The sequence below is a fragment of the Rummeliibacillus sp. BSL5 genome, assembly GCF_052928305.1.
Map to the genome: position 1 here is coordinate 1,175,735 of NZ_JAVGCV010000001.1, position 17,431 is coordinate 1,193,165.

The window sequence follows — 17,431 nt, forward strand, 5'->3', positions numbered from 1 at the left end:
TTTTACATCACTCGTTTAAACATTTTTTCAATTTCATATGTTCTAAAATGAACGATCACTGGCCTACCGTGCGGACACGTAAATGGATTCTCCCTCAGCTTTAAATCCTCCAATAGCCTTTCCATTTGTGGCTGATCTAAATAATGGTTAGCTTTAATGGAACGCTTGCAGCTCATCATTATCGCTGCTGACTCTCTCAATTTTTTTATATCCGTTACGCGGCTATGCAGCACCTGTTCAATTAACTCTTCAATAATCTCTGATTCCATATTTACAGGGAACCAGGTCGGATATTCCCTTACTATAAATGAGTTTTGGCCAAATTCCTCGAGATATACACCTACTTCTTCGAGAGCCTTGGTATTTTCCTTCAAAGTGAGTGCTTCATCTGCTGAATAATGGAAGGTCAATGGTAGAAGCAGCGCTTGACGTTCATCAGGATTTACTTCCCCAACCTTTTCTTTAAAATACTCATACTTTATCCTCTCTTGCGCTGCATGTTGGTCAATAAGATAGAATCCGTCTATGCTTTGCGCCACAATATACGTGCCGTGTATTTGGCCGACAACCTCCAATTCCGGAAATGGTTCCTTGAAAGAATTAGGTTGTTGGCTTTCCTGAGCAATTGGAACATTAGAATCACCTTCCAATTGCTCAGCGCTCTCATCCACGCCATCTATCATGTCTATTTGCGGCCCATCTTTTAACTCTTCCCATTTCTCCTCTACAATAAAACCTTTGTCTTGCCCTTTTAAATCTTCTGGAATAAATGGTTCTTCCTTTGACTTAGGTTTTTCATTGAATTGAGGTAGGCTTGTCGTGTCATAATTAACCGTCTTCCAGAAGTTAATTTGTTCTGTAGAACGCGGAATCTTTTTCTTTTTCTCCATTATTTCAGGAGGCTGCATCGACTGACGAATCGCACGGTGAAGAGAAGTTTCAATCAATTGGATTAAATCGGGCTCTTTACTTAAACGTATTTGCTGTTTTGCAGGATGAACATTCACATCAGTTAAATACGGGTCGCCTTCAACATGAAGCACAGCTATCGGATATCTGCCTATTGGCAAGAAAGTATGATAGGCATCAATTAACGCCTTTTGAATAGTGTAATGACGCACCCATCGTCCATTAACAAATATAGAGATATAATTTTTAGAAGCTCTTGTAATTTCAGATGCTGTCGCATAACCAGATATAGTATAGTCATTTGTTTGACCTTCAAAATGTACCATTTTTTTCGCATTAGCCACGCCGTAGATAGCTGCTAATACCTGCCTTACATCACCACGCCCATTCGTTTTAAGCAATGTATTCGCCCCGTGCGCGAGCCTAAATGCGATATCTGGATAGCACAATGCAAGACGGTTCATCAAATCAATCGTATGGCCAAGCTCTGTTTGTATAGTCTTCATATACTTTAAACGTGCAGGAGTATTGAAAAAAAGCTGTGAAACAGTCAGATTAGTTCCCTTGCGCAAATGCCCCGGTTTTTGCTCTACAATATGTCCACCCTCCATAAAAACTTCAATACCACTTTCTCCGTTTGAAGTTTCAAGATGAACTTTTGAAACCGATGCTATACTCGCAAGTGCCTCGCCTCTAAATCCTAGCGTGCGGATGCGGAATAAGTCATGCTCGTTGTTAATTTTACTGGTAGCATGGCGTTGAAAAGAGACTAGCGCATCCTCTTCATCCATGCCGCAGCCATTATCAATGACTTGGATTGAAGTTAAGCCTGCTTCTTCTAATACTACTTCAATAGTAGTACTACCTGCATCGATTGCATTCTCCACTAGTTCTTTCACAACAGAAGAAGGGCGTTCCACTACTTCCCCTGCTGCAATTTTATTGGACAAAAATTCATCCATAATATGAATATGTCCCATTTACTACATCTCCTATTGCTTTAATAATTTCTGCTGAAGCGAGTACACAAGTTGCAGTGCCTCCATTGGTGTTGTACCTGAGACGTTTACTTGCTTCAACGTGTTGATAATTTCATTTTCCGAAGGTGAATATTCTAGCTCAGCTTTCGTTTTACGGGACGCCGGCTTCTCTTCTTCGAAAAGGGAAAGCTGTGTTTCTTCATGCACAGCTAGTGATTTGTTCATGGAATTTTTCTCTATATTTTGGTCAGCGCCTTCAAACTGGTTTAGTAATATTCGTGCGCGTTCAATAATAGCAGAAGGCAATTCAGCTAGTTCCGCTACATGAATACCATAGCTTTTATCCGCTGGTCCTTTTTTTACTTTATGCAAAAATACAACTTTACCGTCTTGCTCTGTTGCAGAAACATGAACATTCTGAAGCCTCTCTAATTCATTCTCAAGCGTTGTGAGTTCATGGTAATGAGTAGAAAATAACGTATTGGCGCCAATCTTGTCATGGATATATTCCATCATAGACTGCGCTAATGCCATACCATCATACGTAGACGTACCTCTACCTATTTCATCAAAGAGTAATAAGCTGCTGCTTGTTGCATTAGTGATCGCTTGCTGAGATTCAAGCATTTCAACCATAAACGTACTCTGGCCACCAGCTAAGTCATCTGCTGCGCCAATCCGAGTAAAGATTTGATCGATGATTGGTAATTCTGCTTCATCTGCTGGTACGTAACACCCAATTTGGGCCATGACTGCAATTAATGCAACTTGCCGCATATAAGTACTTTTCCCGGACATATTCGGTCCTGTAATCAGCATCATATTTTGCTCAGCACTTAAAACGCAATCATTCGGTACATATAGTTGCTTGTTCATCATCTTTTCAACAACCGGATGTCGTCCATTTGTAATTTTCATAGAACGTTCAGTGTGAAATACCGGTTTTATAAAATGATATTTATCCGATACCTCAGCGAAGCTTATGAGAACATCTAATTCGCTAATGGAAGCAGCCAATGCTTGTAGCCGAGGAATAAATTGTTTCAATTCCTCTCTGACCTCTGTAAATAGTTGATATTCAAGGACCAGACTTTCTTCTTCGGCATGCAAAATGATAGATTCTTTTTCTTTTAATTCCTCTGTAATATATCTTTCAGCGTTGGCCAATGTCTGTTTTCGTTCATAACGAGATAAATCTACTGCATTGATATTGGATTTTGTCACTTCAATGTAATAGCCAAATACACGGTTATAGCCGATTTTCAAGTTTTTAATCCCTGTTTCTTGCCGCTCTCTTTGTTCCAATTGAGCTATCCAATCTTTCCCGTTATGTGAAGCATCTCGAAATTCATCAAGCTTTTCATTGAAGCCTTCCCTTATAACGCCACCTTCTTTGACTGAGATAGGCGGATGGTCTGTAATGGCATTACTTAAGTAAGCTAGAACATCATCACACGCGTCAATTACCCGACCTAGCGAAGGAAGTTGATCCCCGTTCGATTTTAATAGCACATTCTTTATAGCAGGAATGTTGTATAGGGAATCACGTAATTGAGCCAAATCTCTGCCGCCTACATTGCCAAAAGCCACTCTGCCAGCAAGTCGTTCTAAATCATAAACTTTCGAAAGAAGCTCTTTTAATTCTGCCCTTGCAAAATAATCTTCTAGCAGTTCCGTTACAATGTTTAGACGTTGTTCAATTGCACCACGGCTGGCTAATGGCTGATGGAGCCATTGCTTTAATTTCCGACCGCCCATCGCTGTAGATGTATCGTCCAATAGCCAAAGTAGCGTTCCCTTCAAATCACCACGTAATGAAGAAATCAACTCTAGATTGCGTTTGGAGTTGGCATCAATCTTCAAATAATGCTTGGTTTCATGGAAAACAAATGATTGTATGTGACTTAATGAACGCATTTGGGTATGTTCAATATAACAAAGCAATAACTGGCAAGCTTTGTGCAACTCTTTTGGTACATCTGCAAAATAACGTAGATGGTGTTCTGCTACACTATCAACCCTATTCTCGATTGATAGAACAACAGATGAAGAAGAGGCAAGGCTTTGGAAGTCATCGTAAACAGCTTCTTCTATCACCAATTCTCTAATATTCAAAGCATGCAGCTGTTGGAACAATTCTTTTTTCTCGCCTTCAATCCACATTGCAGCCGCTTCCCCTGTTGAAAGATCAAGATAACTGAATGCAAATTGATTATTATTTAGTTTTACAGCTGCACCAATAAAGTGATTGGACTTACCATCTAGGTCTTTACCTTCCATAATAGTGCCTGGCGTAATAAGTTGAACCACTTCTCGTTTAACTACACCCTTTGCGACTTTTGGATCTTCTGTTTGTTCACAGACAGCTACTTTAAATCCTTTTTGTACGAGTGTTTCAATGTAATTTTGGGCAGAATGATGAGGAACGCCACACATGGGTATACGCTCTTTTGAGCCTGCATCTCTGCTCGTTAATGTAATTTCTAATAATTGAGAAGCACGAACAGCATCATCAAAAAACATTTCATAGAAATCGCCTAAGCGAAAAAATAAAAAAGCATCTTTATAATCTGCTTTTATCTGCAAATATTGTTGCATCATAGGTGTATAAGACATTTTAATACCTCTCTTATGTTGCTAAATCTTATTATTATTATAGCAAATGGATGTCGAAAAATCGTTTATCAGTCATTGGAAAGTGTTTTTATAGGAAGCTCAGCTACTACCTTTAAAATTTTTAAGGCATTTACGTTACAATCCTTTTCTTCCCTGAATAGAACAGCTAAAATAGAAAAGGAAATATTTTTTCTGTAATCGTTTTATTACAAGAAATAATTTTTATTATTTAATTTATTATATCTATTTAACGTTTCCTTACAATGGTTTTACCAGATGAGCGAAATGAACTTAAAAGATAACAAAAGGAGCCATCTACATGTCAAATAGATCTTATTACCTTGGTGTTGATATTGGCACGACTGCAACAAAAGCTGTTTTATTTGGCGAAAAAGGCCAAGTCATCAGTACACATCGTGCAGGATATCCTTTATATAGCCCAACTCCTAGCGTAGCTGAACAAGACCCCGACGAAATTTTAATTGCAGTAAAAGAAACTATTCGAGTTGCTATTGAGAAGAGCCAAATAAATGTAGAACAATTAAAATTGGTATCATTTAGCGCTGCCATGCATAGCCTTATTGCTATTGGTGAAAACGGGAAACCCCTTACTAGATGCATCACCTGGGCCGATAGCCGTGCCACTGATTGGGCAGAAAAAATAAAAAAAGAAATGAATGGGCATGATATTTACAGTCGAACAGGTACACCGATCCATCCGATGTCCCCTTTATGTAAAATTACATGGCTACGCCACGAGAAAAAAGAGATTTTCTCTAAAACCTATAAGTTTATTAGTATGAAAGAATATGTATTTCATCATTTCTTCGGACGCTATATAGTGGACCATTCTATTGCTTCTGCAACAGGCATGTTCAACCTTAAAAATGCAGCGTGGGATGAGCAAGCACTGTCAGTAGCAGGCATTACAAAAGACCAACTTTCTGAGCTTGTGCCAACAACATTCTATCTCAATGGTTTAAAACAAGAAGTGTCTGAAGAACTTGGTATCCCTACACATATTCCATTTGTCGTAGGAGCGAATGACGGTGTTCTTTCTAACTTAGGTGTGAATGCAATCGATCCAGGCGTTGTAGCCGTAACAATTGGGACGAGCGGAGCCATCCGTACTGTAACTGACCGACCTGTAACCGATCCAAAAGGGCGTATCTTCTGCTACGTACTCACAGATAAGCATTGGGTTGTTGGTGGACCTGTCAATAATGGTGGTATGACATTTAGATGGCTGCGTGATGAACTTGCTTCTTCAGAAGTTGAAACAGCCAAACGTCTAGGTATTGATCCATATGATGTGTTAACAAAGATTGCTTCCAATGTAAATCCAGGTTCAGATGGTCTACTATTCCATCCTTATTTAGCCGGTGAACGTGCACCACTTTGGAATGCCAATGCCCGTGGTTCTTTCTTCGGCTTAGGTTTACATCATAAAAAAGAGCATATGATCCGTGCAGTATTAGAGGGTGTTATCTTTAATTTGTATACCGTCTTTATCGCCCTTCAAGAAGTAATTGGGGTGCCAAATAAAATCCAAGCCACTGGTGGCTTTGCCCGTTCTGCATTATGGCGCCAAATGATGGCTGATATCTTCAATCAAGAAGTTTCTGTTCCCGAAAGTTTTGAAAGCTCTTGCTTAGGTGCCATCGTTCTAGGCATGTATGCACTAGGCGAAATTGAAGATTTTTCAATTGTTTCTGAATGGGTTGGTTCTACACATCTACACAAACCAATCGAAGAAAATGTTGAATTATATGTTGAATTGATTCCTATCTTTATTCGTATTTCTCGGATGCTTTCACAAGAATACGAAGACATTTCCAAATTCCAAGAAAAATGGGTTAAATAAATATGATGATGTCCTATTACTAGACAATCTGCTCTAGCAATAGGACATTTTTTTGCTTAAAAAAAGAGCCAGTCACCCAAAAGGCAAAAGACTCTTTCATTTATTCATTTATTACTTTTTTTCAACTGCATGGCCGCCAAATTCATTGCGAAGAGCAGCTACCACTTTTCCTGTAAACGTATCTTCTTCTAATGATCGATAGCGCATCATCAAAGCAAGTGATGTTACTGGCACTGGTGCTTGTAATTCCAACGCTGTTTCAACAGTCCATTTCCCTTCGCCTGATGAATGCATAATCCCTTTCAATTGATCTAATTTAGGATCTTTTGAGAAAGCATTTTGAGTTAATTCCATTAGCCATGAACGAATAACAGATCCATGATTCCACATTTTCGCTACATTTTCGTAGTCATAATCAAATGGACTTTTTTCTAATACTTCAAATCCTTCCGCGATCGCTTGCATCATCCCGTATTCAATACCGTTATGAATCATTTTGAGGAAGTGACCACTACCTGATTTCCCTGCATATAAGTAACCGTCCTCTACACAGATGTCTTTAATGATCGGTTGTATAGTTTGGAAAGCTTCTTCCTCTCCACCAATCATCATACAAGCACCTTCTAGTGCCCCAGAAGTTCCGCCACTTGTGCCACAATCCATAAAGAAGATACCAGATTGCTTTAACTCTTCGGAGATGCGCATTGCTTCTTTATAATGTGAATTCCCGCCATCGATTAAGATATCCCCTGCTTCTAGCAGACCTTTTAATTGTTCAATCGTTGTTTTCGTAATATCTCCTGCTGGTACCATTAACCAAATAATGCGCGGTTTTGGCATTGCTGCTACAAGTTCCTCTAACGTTCCGAAGCTATTGCCTCCCGCTTCTTTAAATTTTGACGTTGCTTCTTCATTCACATCTGTCGCAAAAACTTTATGTTCATGTTTTAGTAAATTCAAACCTAAATTAAAGCCCATTTTCCCTAAACCAACTAAACCAATATTCACCTAAAACACTCCTTTTCCTTCTGTTTCTTTTATTATAGCGAAAATATTTTCTTTTTTAAATTAAAAATATGAAAAAATATTTCTAACCGGAATTATGCTATACTACTTTTACGAGTATGAACGGAAAGGATTCTAATTATGCCCCATAACACGTTAAAAAAAATTCAATCACTCTATCCACGCCTAAGTGAAAAAGAAAAGAAAATAGCTGACTATATTAAAGATAAACCCGAAAAAATCGTTAATCAAACAATTAACGAAGTATCGCAAGACTTAAATATTGCAGATGCAACTGTTTTCCGCTTTTGTAAGCGCTTAGGTTTTAAAGGATACCAAGCCATGAAAATAGCTCTTGCAGCCGAAATCACAAAGCCTATTAAACAAATACATGAAGAAATAAAAGTAGATGATGATGAAATCACTATCTTTGAAAAAATTTTCAAGTCTAATATCCAAACACTTGAAAATACACTCCATGTAATTGATGGATCAGCAATTGTGAAAGCGACTCACTTGATTTGCAATGCAACTAACATCTATTTTTATGGTACTGGTGGTTCTTCTGTGATCGCTATGGATGCGTATCATAAATTTATTCGGACAGGAAAAAAATGTTTTGCTTTTATTGACTCTCACTTCCAATTAATGTCCGCTTCTCAACTTTCCAAAGACGATGTTGCCATTGTCATTTCTCATTCTGGTCGCAATCTGGATACGCTGCAAATTGCTAAAACTGCTAAGGACAAAGGTGCAGCAATCATTGCCATCACAGGATTTCCTAAATCTCAAATAAGCCAGTTAGCTGATGCCTCCCTCTACACGAGTTCAGAGGAAACAGAATACCGCTCAGAAGCATTATCGTCTAGGATTGGTCAGTTAAGCATTATTGATGCTCTTTATGTAAACACCATGGTGCAGCATAAAGAAGAAGCAAATGTAGCCCTCGAACATATTCGCGATGCTATTGCTAAAACACGTATATAAAAAAAAGGAGAAGATATGATATCTTCTCCTTTTTTATTAAATAAACGCGTTTAAGATTAATGCAAAGATAAAAGCCATAAATGACAGAATGGTCTCTAAAGCTGTCCAAGTTTTAAACGTTTCTTTAATTGATAAACCTAGATATTCTTTAACCATCCAGAATCCTGCATCATTCACATGTGAAAACATTAATGAACCAGCACCCGTTACAATAACCAGTAACTCTAAGTTAACACCAGACATATTAGCAATAATGGGAGATACAATGCCTGCTGCAGTTGTCAGTGCAACTGTTGCGGAACCTGTCGCGATACGAATTAAACCAGCAATAATAAACGCCAGTACTAGAGGTGATACAGAGAAATTCTGTGCCAAATTGCCAATCGTATCACCGACACCGCTATCGATCAAAATTTGTTTAAATCCGCCGCCTGCACCAATAATCAAAACAATTGAGCCAACTGGGACTAAGCAATCTTCTGTAAATTTCTTGATAGCCTTGCGATCTTGTCCTAAACGCAGGCCAAGGAAATAGTATGCTGAGAAGACAGAGATCAATAATGCGATTAGCGGGCTACCGATTAAAGTGAATAGTTTTTCAATTGTTTCACTTGCTTTTATATATGGCGCAATAGTACCAAGTACCATTAAAATAACCGGCAAAAGAATAGAAAAGAATGAAATCCAAGTGCTTGGCATTTTGTCCTTTGGTATTTCTTCTACATGGACAAATTCAGGCTCTTCTTCGGGAGTGACACGTTTACTAATAAACTTAGCGTAAAGCGGACCTCCGATAATACCTGATGGAATGGCAATAATTAAAGAATATAAAAGCACTTTTCCCAAGTTCGCATTGTAGATGCCTATAGCTGCTACTGCTCCTGGATGTGGTGGAACTAAACCATGTACGATAGACAATCCAGCAATTGCAGGTAATGCAATTAATAAAATATTTTTCTTTGATGCTTTTTGTATCGAAATGACAAGCGGAAGTAAAATTAGAATTCCTACCTCAAAAAAGACTGGAATCCCAATTACAAATCCAGAGAAAAACATAGCCCAAGGCAATTTCTTTTCTCCGAACACTTTTATAAAGTAATTTGCGATGCGTAGCCCTGCCCCTGACTCAGCGAGCATCTTCCCTAGAATAGCGCCAAGTGCGATAATGCCAATTAAGTGGCCGAGCGTCCCACCAACACCTGTTTCATATGCTTTTACGATTTCATCCAGCTTCATGCCAGTGAAAATAGCAAGGAACAGACTAGCAATCAATAAACTAATAAAAGCATGCCATTTAAAGACAGATACACCTAAGATAACGATGACAATCGCTAGCAGTGTAATCAACAATAAATATGCGTCCATTTTACTTCCCCCTTTTATATGTTCTTCTATCATGTAAGCATTTTCATTAGACTTATTATAAGGAAAAAATTTTTATTAATCAATATAGAATATGAAAAAAAAATACACGAACTTTCGATATTCTAAGATATACCATTTCTCTTTGTATTCCCCAATACCTTAAAACTATACAATTTAAAACAAAAAAGCCGAGATTTGCTCTCGGCTCAATTTTATACTTTTCCCACTATTAACAGATATCAAGATCAAAACTAACTAGATTGTCACTCTTTCAGAAGAGTCGCTGATTTATCCAAATGATGATGATTCTAATCCACTTGAGGAACTGGACGAGCTAGAAGAACTGGAAGAAGAAGAGCTCTCATCTTTAAAGTCCCATTCTTCTTCATCATCTAATGGATGGATGCTAATGCAAATCGTTGTTTCTCCCACAATTTCCGCCAGTAATTCTCTCTCTATTGTAATAATAAATTTTTCTCCATCCGGACAAATAATAGCCTCAATGCAGTTTGGATGCTGGATGACACGGATGTGCACCTCTTCTTTACCTGTTGACTCGTCTTCATCCCTGTAATGTAGCTTGATTCTTTCTTTATAGGGGATGGATTCTGAATGGACAGCCGTTTTAGAATGATTGTTATAGGCATACCATACATTAATATCATACTTGCCAGTGACTTCGACAAACTTGCCGACTTTTTTTGCAGAATAAGTATGATTGATGACCCAGCATCCTAAGATACTTGATGGATTATTTGGCGGACGCAAGTTTTCTGTGCATTCTGTACTTTTTTTACCCTTTGCAATCACTGCTTTTGTCACAATATGACGTAACTGTTTCAGCATGATTCCTCCTTTATTCCGTTCACCTCATCATATGCGGCTATGGCCTAGCAGGTTCTTAAATCAGTTGAAAAATAAAAATGGACAAAAAAGATGCCTTAAAACAAGAAGTTGTTTTAAGACATCTCTGATGATGCGCCACTAAATTATGAGCAGCTTCCAGGCTGTGAATTACGCACTTTAGATCCTGTTTCGCCTCTTAATACATCGCCGCCTGTTGTTTCCACAATTTCATCTGTTACTCTGTTAGCAATTGAATTTGATACAAGCTGTAATAGGTCGTTGACATCGCCTTGTGATTGTTTAAATTCTACGACGATCGGCAATTCATCAATTTCTGCTTCGATTTTCTCGATTTTTTCATCAATTAATTTTAGTGCTTTTTCTTTTCCGTAATGTTGGAAATTTACAGCTTGTTTTTGTAAGCTTTTTAGACTAGCGATTTTTTCGCGAACAAATTGATTTTCATTAATTTGTGCTTCTGCACGTTTAAAGAAATCTACTTCTTCAGTATTTGCAATCATGTGTGCAATTTCATGTGCTTTTTTAATAATATCGTCTTTTGTATATAATTCTGTCATTATACCTTCACCTCTTCACTCGCTATTACTTCAACCAATTCACCTGACAAAGACCATGTTTTTGCTTCTGTCACTTTGACTTTAGCTAATTTGCCGATTACTTCTTTAGGCGCTTTAAAGTTAACGAGTTTATTTTTTCTTGTATATCCTGCTAAAACATCAGGATTTCGCTTACTTTCTCCCTCTACCAAAACTTCTACAATTTCACCATCATACTTTTTCAATGCTTTGCCGCAATATTCATTTACCACAGCGTTTAAACGCTGTAGTCTATCTTTTTTCACTTCTAACGGCACATTATCTTGCATTTTAGCAGCTGGTGTTCCAGCGCGAGCTGAATATATATAAGTATAGGCCATTTCAAAACCTACTTCTTTGTAGAGAGATAACGTTTCTTCAAATTGTTCTTCTGTTTCATTCGGGAATCCAACAATAATATCAGTTGTCAACGCTACGTCCGGCATTTTCGCACGAATTTTACGCACTAGTTCTAGATAGCTTTCACGCGTATATTTTCGAGCCATAATTTTCAGCATATCCGATGAGCCTGATTGGACAGGCAAGTGGATATGTTCTACCAAATTGCCTTTCTGCGCTAAGACATCTATTAATGCGTCATCAAAATCTCTTGGATGGCTTGTCGTAAAACGAATGCGCGGAATATCAATTTTACGTAAGTCGTCCATTAAGTGGCTCAAGCGATATTGTCTATTCTCAAAGTCTTTGCCATAAGCGTTAACATTTTGGCCTAGCAGTGTAATTTCTTGATACCCTTGAGAAGCAAGAGAACGTACTTCTTGAATAATATCTTCCGGCAATCGGCTTCGTTCTTTGCCCCTTGTGTATGGGACGATACAATAGGTGCAAAACTTGTCGCAGCCATACATGATATTTACCCATGCCTTTGTATTTCCTTTACGTACCTTTGGAAGGTTTTCTATTACATCGCCTTCCTTGGACCATACTTCAATCACCATTTCTTTTGAAAGGTAAGCTTCGTTTAAGATTTCAGGAAGCCGGTGGATGTTGTGTGTGCCAAAAATCATATCAACTTGATCATATGTTTTTAATATTTTCTTGACCACTGCTTCTTCTTGGGACATACAGCCACAAACACCAATCAGCAGATCTGGATTTTTTAGTTTTAATGGTTTTAGATGCCCTAGCTCACCAAATACACGGTTTTCGGCATTTTCTCGAATGGCACATGTATTCATCAGTATAACATTCGCTTCTTCGACATTTTCGGTTGGTTCATAGCCAAGCTGCAAGAAGATGCCAGCCATTACTTCTGTATCGTGTTCATTCATTTGACAGCCGTATGTACGGATTAAAAATTTACGTCCCGTCCCCATACCCATGAATTGTTCATCAATATTAAAATCCTTATGGTATTGGATTTCTTCCTTGCCGCGTTTTTTGGCATCTTTTAAAGAAGGGGCCGTATACGTGCTTTGAAAATATTTGCTATAGTCTTTTTCAGTATTTGCACTGGATGACTTAGAATTTATTGCTTGTTGACTAGCTAGTCGTTGTTCTTCGTTCATGGTATTCTCCTTTCGATCGAGTACCCATCTTCCTATTATACTGGAGTTGGAAGGATTCCTACAAGATAAGAGTACGAAATGTTGGCTATTCGCCATAAAATTCTTTTTCGAATAAATAAAAAAGAGATCAAGTTATATACTTGATCTCTTTTTAAAAAGCTAGCTACTACATAAAGTCGTTCATCAATTCTTGAAGTTGTTCTTCTTTCATCATAATGTCCGCTTTATTCAAAGGTTCTTTACTGTAGCCTTCCACTTTATCCTGATAAGATTCTTCTTCATTGTTTTGATAGATAATACCTGTCACTAGTCCATCATGTTCCATGACAGTTTTCATTGCTTCCGCCCGATTTGTATTATCATAGCCTTCAATGCTTGAAAGTTTTGTTAAGTTTTCTTTAAACCAATCATACGTATTCACTTTATTATAAGTAACACATGGACTAAACACATTGATAAAAGAAAAACCTTTATGTTTCATTCCTTCTTCAATAATAGCTGTTAGTTCTTTCAAGTCAGTCGAAAAACTTTGAGCTACAAATGTTGCACCAGAAGATAGTGCTACTTCAAGTGGTTTTAATGAAGGCTCAATGGCACCACCGGGAGTAGATTTTGTAACAAATCCTGCAGCTGAGCGAGGAGATGTTTGGCCCTTTGTTAAGCCATAAATTTGGTTGTCCATGACAACATAAGTAATATCAATATTACGACGGATCGAATGGATTGTATGCCCCATTCCGATAGCAAAACCATCTCCGTCACCGCCTGTTGCGATAACGTTTAAATCACGATTGGCCATTTTGAGGCCTTGTGCAATCGGTAATGCTCTACCATGAATACCGTGCAAACCATAAGAATTGATATAACCTGATAGACGTCCAGAACAGCCTATCCCGGATACGACCGCCAATTCATGCGGTACGATTTCAAGATTTGCTGCTGCACGTTGAATAGCAGCTTGTACAGAAAAGTCGCCACAACCTGGGCACCAGTTAGGCTTTACTGTATTTCGAAAATCCTTAAATGTTACCATCTGTTAGCAACTCCTTTACACGGCCAAATAGTTCTTTTGGCAAGAACGGTGTGCCGTCATATTTCGTCAAGTTGACGATTTTGTCATGGTGTCCCATGTTTAATTTGATAATATTCGCTAGTTGGCCTGTTGCATTGTTTTCAACAACAATAATCTTTTTAGCGTTTTCTACTAACGGTTTCATTTCTGCAACCGGGAATGGATGTATTAATCGGATATGTGCATGGTTTGATTTAATTCCCTCTGCTTCAAGCATTGGAAGAATCTCTTCAATTGCACCTTTTGTTGAGCCAAATCCTACGATTAATATATCTGCCTCTTCATGTGGTGCTGCTTTGAAGACCGGATTCTCAAAATGTACATGCTGTAATTTTCTAAAACGCTTGTCCATTTGATTTTTACGGTTACCAGCTGCTTCAGAAGGTTTTCCTTCTTCGTTATGCTCTACGCCTGTAACATGGTGGATACCATATTTCTGTCCAGGAACAACACGTGTTGAGATACCATCTTCTGTCACTTCATATCGTTTGAAGTATTGTTTATCTTCAATTTCTGGCAATTCACCAAGATTTAGCTTACCACGGCTAATGTTAATTTTTGAGTAATCAAACGGTTCAACTGTTTGTTTACCTAGTGATAGCTGCAAGTCAGACAAAATAATGACTGGAAGCTGTAATTCGTCCGCAATATTAAATGCTTGGATTGTATCATAAAATGCTTCTTCGCCCGTAGATGGTGCGATAACTACTTTCGGAATTTCACCGTGTGTACCATAAAGCATTGCCATCAAATCGGATTGTTCTTGTTTTGTTGGCAGTCCAGTTGATGGACCTCCACGCTGTGTATCAACGACAACAAGTGGTGTTTCTGTCATGCCTGCTAAGCCTAACGCTTCCATCATTAATGAAAGACCAGGACCAGCTGATGCTGTGAATGCTCGTACGCCGCCATAATTTGCTCCAATTGCCATTGTAGCTGCTGCGATTTCATCTTCTGTTTGGATGACTGTGCCGCCGAATTTAGGTAATTTCTTAATGAGATATTCCATAATTTCAGATGCCGGAGTAATTGGATATGCAGCCATAAAACGAGTACCTGCTGCAAGTGCTCCTAAAGCAATGGCTTCATTCCCAATCATAAATAGACGATGTTTGCCATCTCCTGGCTCTAGTTCAAATTTCCCTGCTTGATCTTGTAATAATTCATTCATCACTAAATGGCCTTTGGCAATAGCCTCCATGTTTTTTTGGACAACCGTTTCACCTTTACGACCAAAGATTTCATCTACAACAGATTGAAATGCTGCATCCTCTAAGTTCATAAGAGCAGCAGTTGCACCGATGGCAACCATGTTTTTCATTAGGGAAGTCCCTAGTTCTGTTGCAATTTCTGTGAATGGAACAATATATAGTTCAGCTATGCAATCTTCAGGCTTAGTTGGTTTGAATTTAGCATCAGCCAGAATGACGCCTGCTTCATTTAATTCTTTATAATTGACATCGATTGTTTCTTGGTCAAACGCAACCAATATGTCCAGATCATCTGGAATCGTATGCACAGTCGATGTACGAACGTTGATTTTATTATTTGTGTGGCCACCCTTAATACGAGAAGAGAAATGGCGATATCCGTATAAATGGTAACCGAGTCGGTTCATCGCAGTGGAAAAAATCTCGCCGGTACTTTCAATACCTTCCCCCTGCTGCCCACCGACTTTCCATGAAAGCTGATGTAACATCAATTAACATCTCCTTAATATACAAACGTTTAGCAATAATCCTACATAAGTTTAACACGAACAAGCGCTTGAAACTATTGTTATGGGATGAAATTGCTTAAAATCAGACCTTTGACGGAAAGCACATTTTCACAGATGTTTTAAGTACTCAATGTAATGATGCCAAAAGCTATTGCTTAATCTGACTACTAATGACATAGTGGCAACAAATAGTTTATTCTAACAAAGTTTTTTCTAGCTGCTTTAATTTCCTTTCTACAACCATAATTAAAAAAATAGACGATACTATCATCAACCCGATAATAACAAGAATAGTATACTCACCATTTGAAAAAGCCAAGCTTACTACAATGTCCAAGACCATAAGAATAACACCAAATAAAATTAATAGTTTGGCGCTGTATTTATTTCCTTCCTTCCAAAGCACCTTATTTTTCATGGAGCGTGTTGTTCGATAGCCGTATAACCCATTTATATCTTTTGGTGGCTTATACAACAATATCAGTCCAGCAATGATAAAGAATACTCCCACAAGAATGCTCATTCCAACATTAATCAATAGCGTGCTCATTCGAATCCCCCATTCTAGTTAATTTACATTATATAACATTTAAGTAAGCGGTGGAATCACAATGAAGTTCTATTGTTTTATGTACTTTTATCTGCCAATTAACCGCTGAAAAGCAAAAAAGACAAAGGGAGATCTCCCAATGTCTTAAGTAATGAAGTTAGCAATCTATCTTACTCGTTTTTCAACAAGAAGCTTTAATGCTGTACGATCTTCTCCAGCAATCAAAATATCTGTAAACGCTGGCGAACAAGTTAAATCTGTTCCGCTTGGTGCTACAAAGCCCCGCGCAATAGCAATAGCCTTTACCGCTTGGTTCAGCGCTCCTGCTCCTACTGCTTGCATTTCTGCAAATCCTTGCTCTCTAATCACTGCCACTAATGCTCCTGCCACAGAATTAGGGTTTGAGCGAGATGATACTTTCAATGAATCCACAACTATTCCTCCCTTAGTTTGAAAAAATCAGGGACATTTGATTGTCCATGAAGCATTGTATGCTCGCTCGCTTCCAGTTAGACTTCAAATTCTGAATTACAGTCATGGCAATCTTGTTTATCCTTTGAAAGGCTTATCTCCATTAATATAGATTCGTTCAATACTTTTTGCTTTACCAGTTGTTGTATCCAGCTCAACAAACAATCCACTAAATACTTCTCTGCCTTCTTGTGGCACTTCAAAGCGTACAGGCATATTTGTTTTAAAACGATAAAGCACACTTTCCTTCTTAGTGCCTAATATCTCATCATACGGTCCAGTCATACCCACGTCTGTAATATAAGCTGTACCCTTCGGCAAAATTCTTTCATCCGCTGTCTGTACATGGGTGTGTGTTCCAACAACAACCGAGGCTTTTCCATCTAAATGCCAGCCCAATGCCACTTTTTCGCTCGTTGCTTCGGCATGGAAATCAACGAAAACAAGAGGAGAAGTCTTCTTTGCTTCAGTAATTAATTCTTCTGCCATAGCAAAAGGGTCCTGATGCGGTGGCAAAAATGTTCTTCCGTGCAAATTGATGATAGTGAGAGTTTCTCCGTTTTTTGTGATTGAAACCATCCCTTTGCCCGGCGCCTCTTCAGAAAAGTTAGCAGGACGTATTAAATAATCAACATCATCTATAAAATCGAAAATTTCTTTTTGATCCCATGTATGATTGCCCATAGTGATAACATCTACACCCATCATCAGTAAATCCTGATAGATTCGTTTTGTAATGCCTTTACCTTTTGCCGCATTTTCTCCATTTGCTATCACAACGTCTACTTGATATTTTCTTTTCAAACGAGGCAAATAATGTTGAACAGCCTCCAACCCTATATCTCCCACTATATCTCCTATAAATAAAATTTTCATTGTTCCACCCATTCCATAAAAAAAGGCTTCTCGACCGAAGATCTA

The 17,431-nt window shown here is 38.3% G+C and carries 14 protein-coding genes; 2 read left to right on the top strand and 12 right to left on the bottom strand.

Features of this window, described 5'->3' with window-relative positions; translation table 11 throughout:
- Positions 1-2 precede the first annotated feature (2 nt).
- Together mutL and mutS are read right to left on the bottom strand one after the other, a co-directional pair.
- Positions 3-1,889: a DNA mismatch repair endonuclease MutL gene (mutL, locus tag RCJ93_RS06070; RefSeq protein ID WP_446738625.1), complete on the bottom strand. Its 1,887-nt coding sequence runs from the start codon at positions 1,887-1,889 to the stop codon at positions 3-5.
- Between the two features lie 12 nt (positions 1,890-1,901).
- A complete protein-coding gene (gene mutS / locus RCJ93_RS06075) occupies positions 1,902-4,505 on the bottom strand; it encodes a DNA mismatch repair protein MutS (RefSeq protein ID WP_446738626.1) in 2,604 nt (867 codons plus the stop codon).
- A 319-nt stretch (positions 4,506-4,824) separates the two neighbouring features.
- On the opposite strand from mutS, the gene gntK reads away from it, so the two are divergent.
- A complete protein-coding gene (gntK, locus tag RCJ93_RS06080) occupies positions 4,825-6,369 on the top strand; it encodes a gluconokinase (RefSeq protein WP_446738627.1) in 1,545 nt (514 codons plus the stop codon).
- A 111-nt stretch (positions 6,370-6,480) separates the two neighbouring features.
- Here gntK and gnd read toward each other — a convergent pair whose 3' ends face one another.
- Positions 6,481-7,377, bottom strand: a complete 897-nt coding sequence (gene gnd / locus RCJ93_RS06085; RefSeq protein ID WP_446738628.1) for a phosphogluconate dehydrogenase (NAD(+)-dependent, decarboxylating) — start codon at positions 7,375-7,377, stop codon at positions 6,481-6,483.
- 138 nt (positions 7,378-7,515) lie between these two features.
- On the opposite strand from gnd, the gene RCJ93_RS06090 reads away from it, so the two are divergent.
- A complete protein-coding gene (locus tag RCJ93_RS06090; RefSeq protein WP_066785838.1) occupies positions 7,516-8,361 on the top strand; it encodes a MurR/RpiR family transcriptional regulator in 846 nt (281 codons plus the stop codon).
- A 36-nt stretch (positions 8,362-8,397) separates the two neighbouring features.
- Here RCJ93_RS06090 and RCJ93_RS06095 read toward each other — a convergent pair whose 3' ends face one another.
- From RCJ93_RS06095 to RCJ93_RS06135, 9 genes are all read right to left on the bottom strand, one after another.
- Positions 8,398-9,726: a GntT/GntP/DsdX family permease gene (locus tag RCJ93_RS06095; RefSeq protein WP_251645703.1), complete on the bottom strand. Its 1,329-nt coding sequence runs from the start codon at positions 9,724-9,726 to the stop codon at positions 8,398-8,400.
- Between the two features lie 288 nt (positions 9,727-10,014).
- On the bottom strand, positions 10,015-10,569 hold the full coding sequence (gene cotE / locus RCJ93_RS06100) for an outer spore coat protein CotE (protein ID WP_066791840.1): 555 nt from the start codon (positions 10,567-10,569) through the stop codon (positions 10,015-10,017).
- A gap of 146 nt (positions 10,570-10,715) precedes the next feature.
- A complete protein-coding gene (locus tag RCJ93_RS06105; RefSeq protein ID WP_066785828.1) occupies positions 10,716-11,150 on the bottom strand; it encodes a RicAFT regulatory complex protein RicA family protein in 435 nt (144 codons plus the stop codon).
- Entirely contained in the window at positions 11,150-12,697 is a 1,548-nt protein-coding gene (gene miaB, locus RCJ93_RS06110) for a tRNA (N6-isopentenyl adenosine(37)-C2)-methylthiotransferase MiaB (RefSeq protein ID WP_150283937.1), read from the bottom strand. The genes RCJ93_RS06105 and miaB overlap by 1 nt, the downstream gene beginning before the upstream one ends.
- Before the next feature lie 166 nt (positions 12,698-12,863).
- The gene (locus RCJ93_RS06115) at positions 12,864-13,730 is read right to left on the bottom strand and encodes a 2-oxoacid:ferredoxin oxidoreductase subunit beta (RefSeq protein WP_066785824.1); all 867 of its coding nucleotides are present in this window, start codon (positions 13,728-13,730) and stop codon (positions 12,864-12,866) included.
- Positions 13,717-15,468, bottom strand: coding sequence for a 2-oxoacid:acceptor oxidoreductase subunit alpha (locus RCJ93_RS06120; RefSeq protein WP_150283936.1), 1,752 nt, complete (start codon positions 15,466-15,468; stop codon positions 13,717-13,719). The genes RCJ93_RS06115 and RCJ93_RS06120 overlap by 14 nt, the downstream gene beginning before the upstream one ends.
- 214 nt (positions 15,469-15,682) lie before the next feature.
- Complete coding sequence (locus RCJ93_RS06125) at positions 15,683-16,039, bottom strand: SdpI family protein (RefSeq protein WP_150283935.1); 357 nt, start codon at positions 16,037-16,039, stop codon at positions 15,683-15,685.
- A 165-nt stretch (positions 16,040-16,204) separates the two neighbouring features.
- Complete coding sequence (locus RCJ93_RS06130; protein ID WP_066785813.1) at positions 16,205-16,471, bottom strand: stage V sporulation protein S; 267 nt, start codon at positions 16,469-16,471, stop codon at positions 16,205-16,207.
- Positions 16,472-16,588: 117 nt separating this feature from the next.
- Complete coding sequence (locus RCJ93_RS06135) at positions 16,589-17,386, bottom strand: TIGR00282 family metallophosphoesterase (protein ID WP_066785812.1); 798 nt, start codon at positions 17,384-17,386, stop codon at positions 16,589-16,591.
- Between the last annotated feature and the right edge of the window lie 45 nt (positions 17,387-17,431).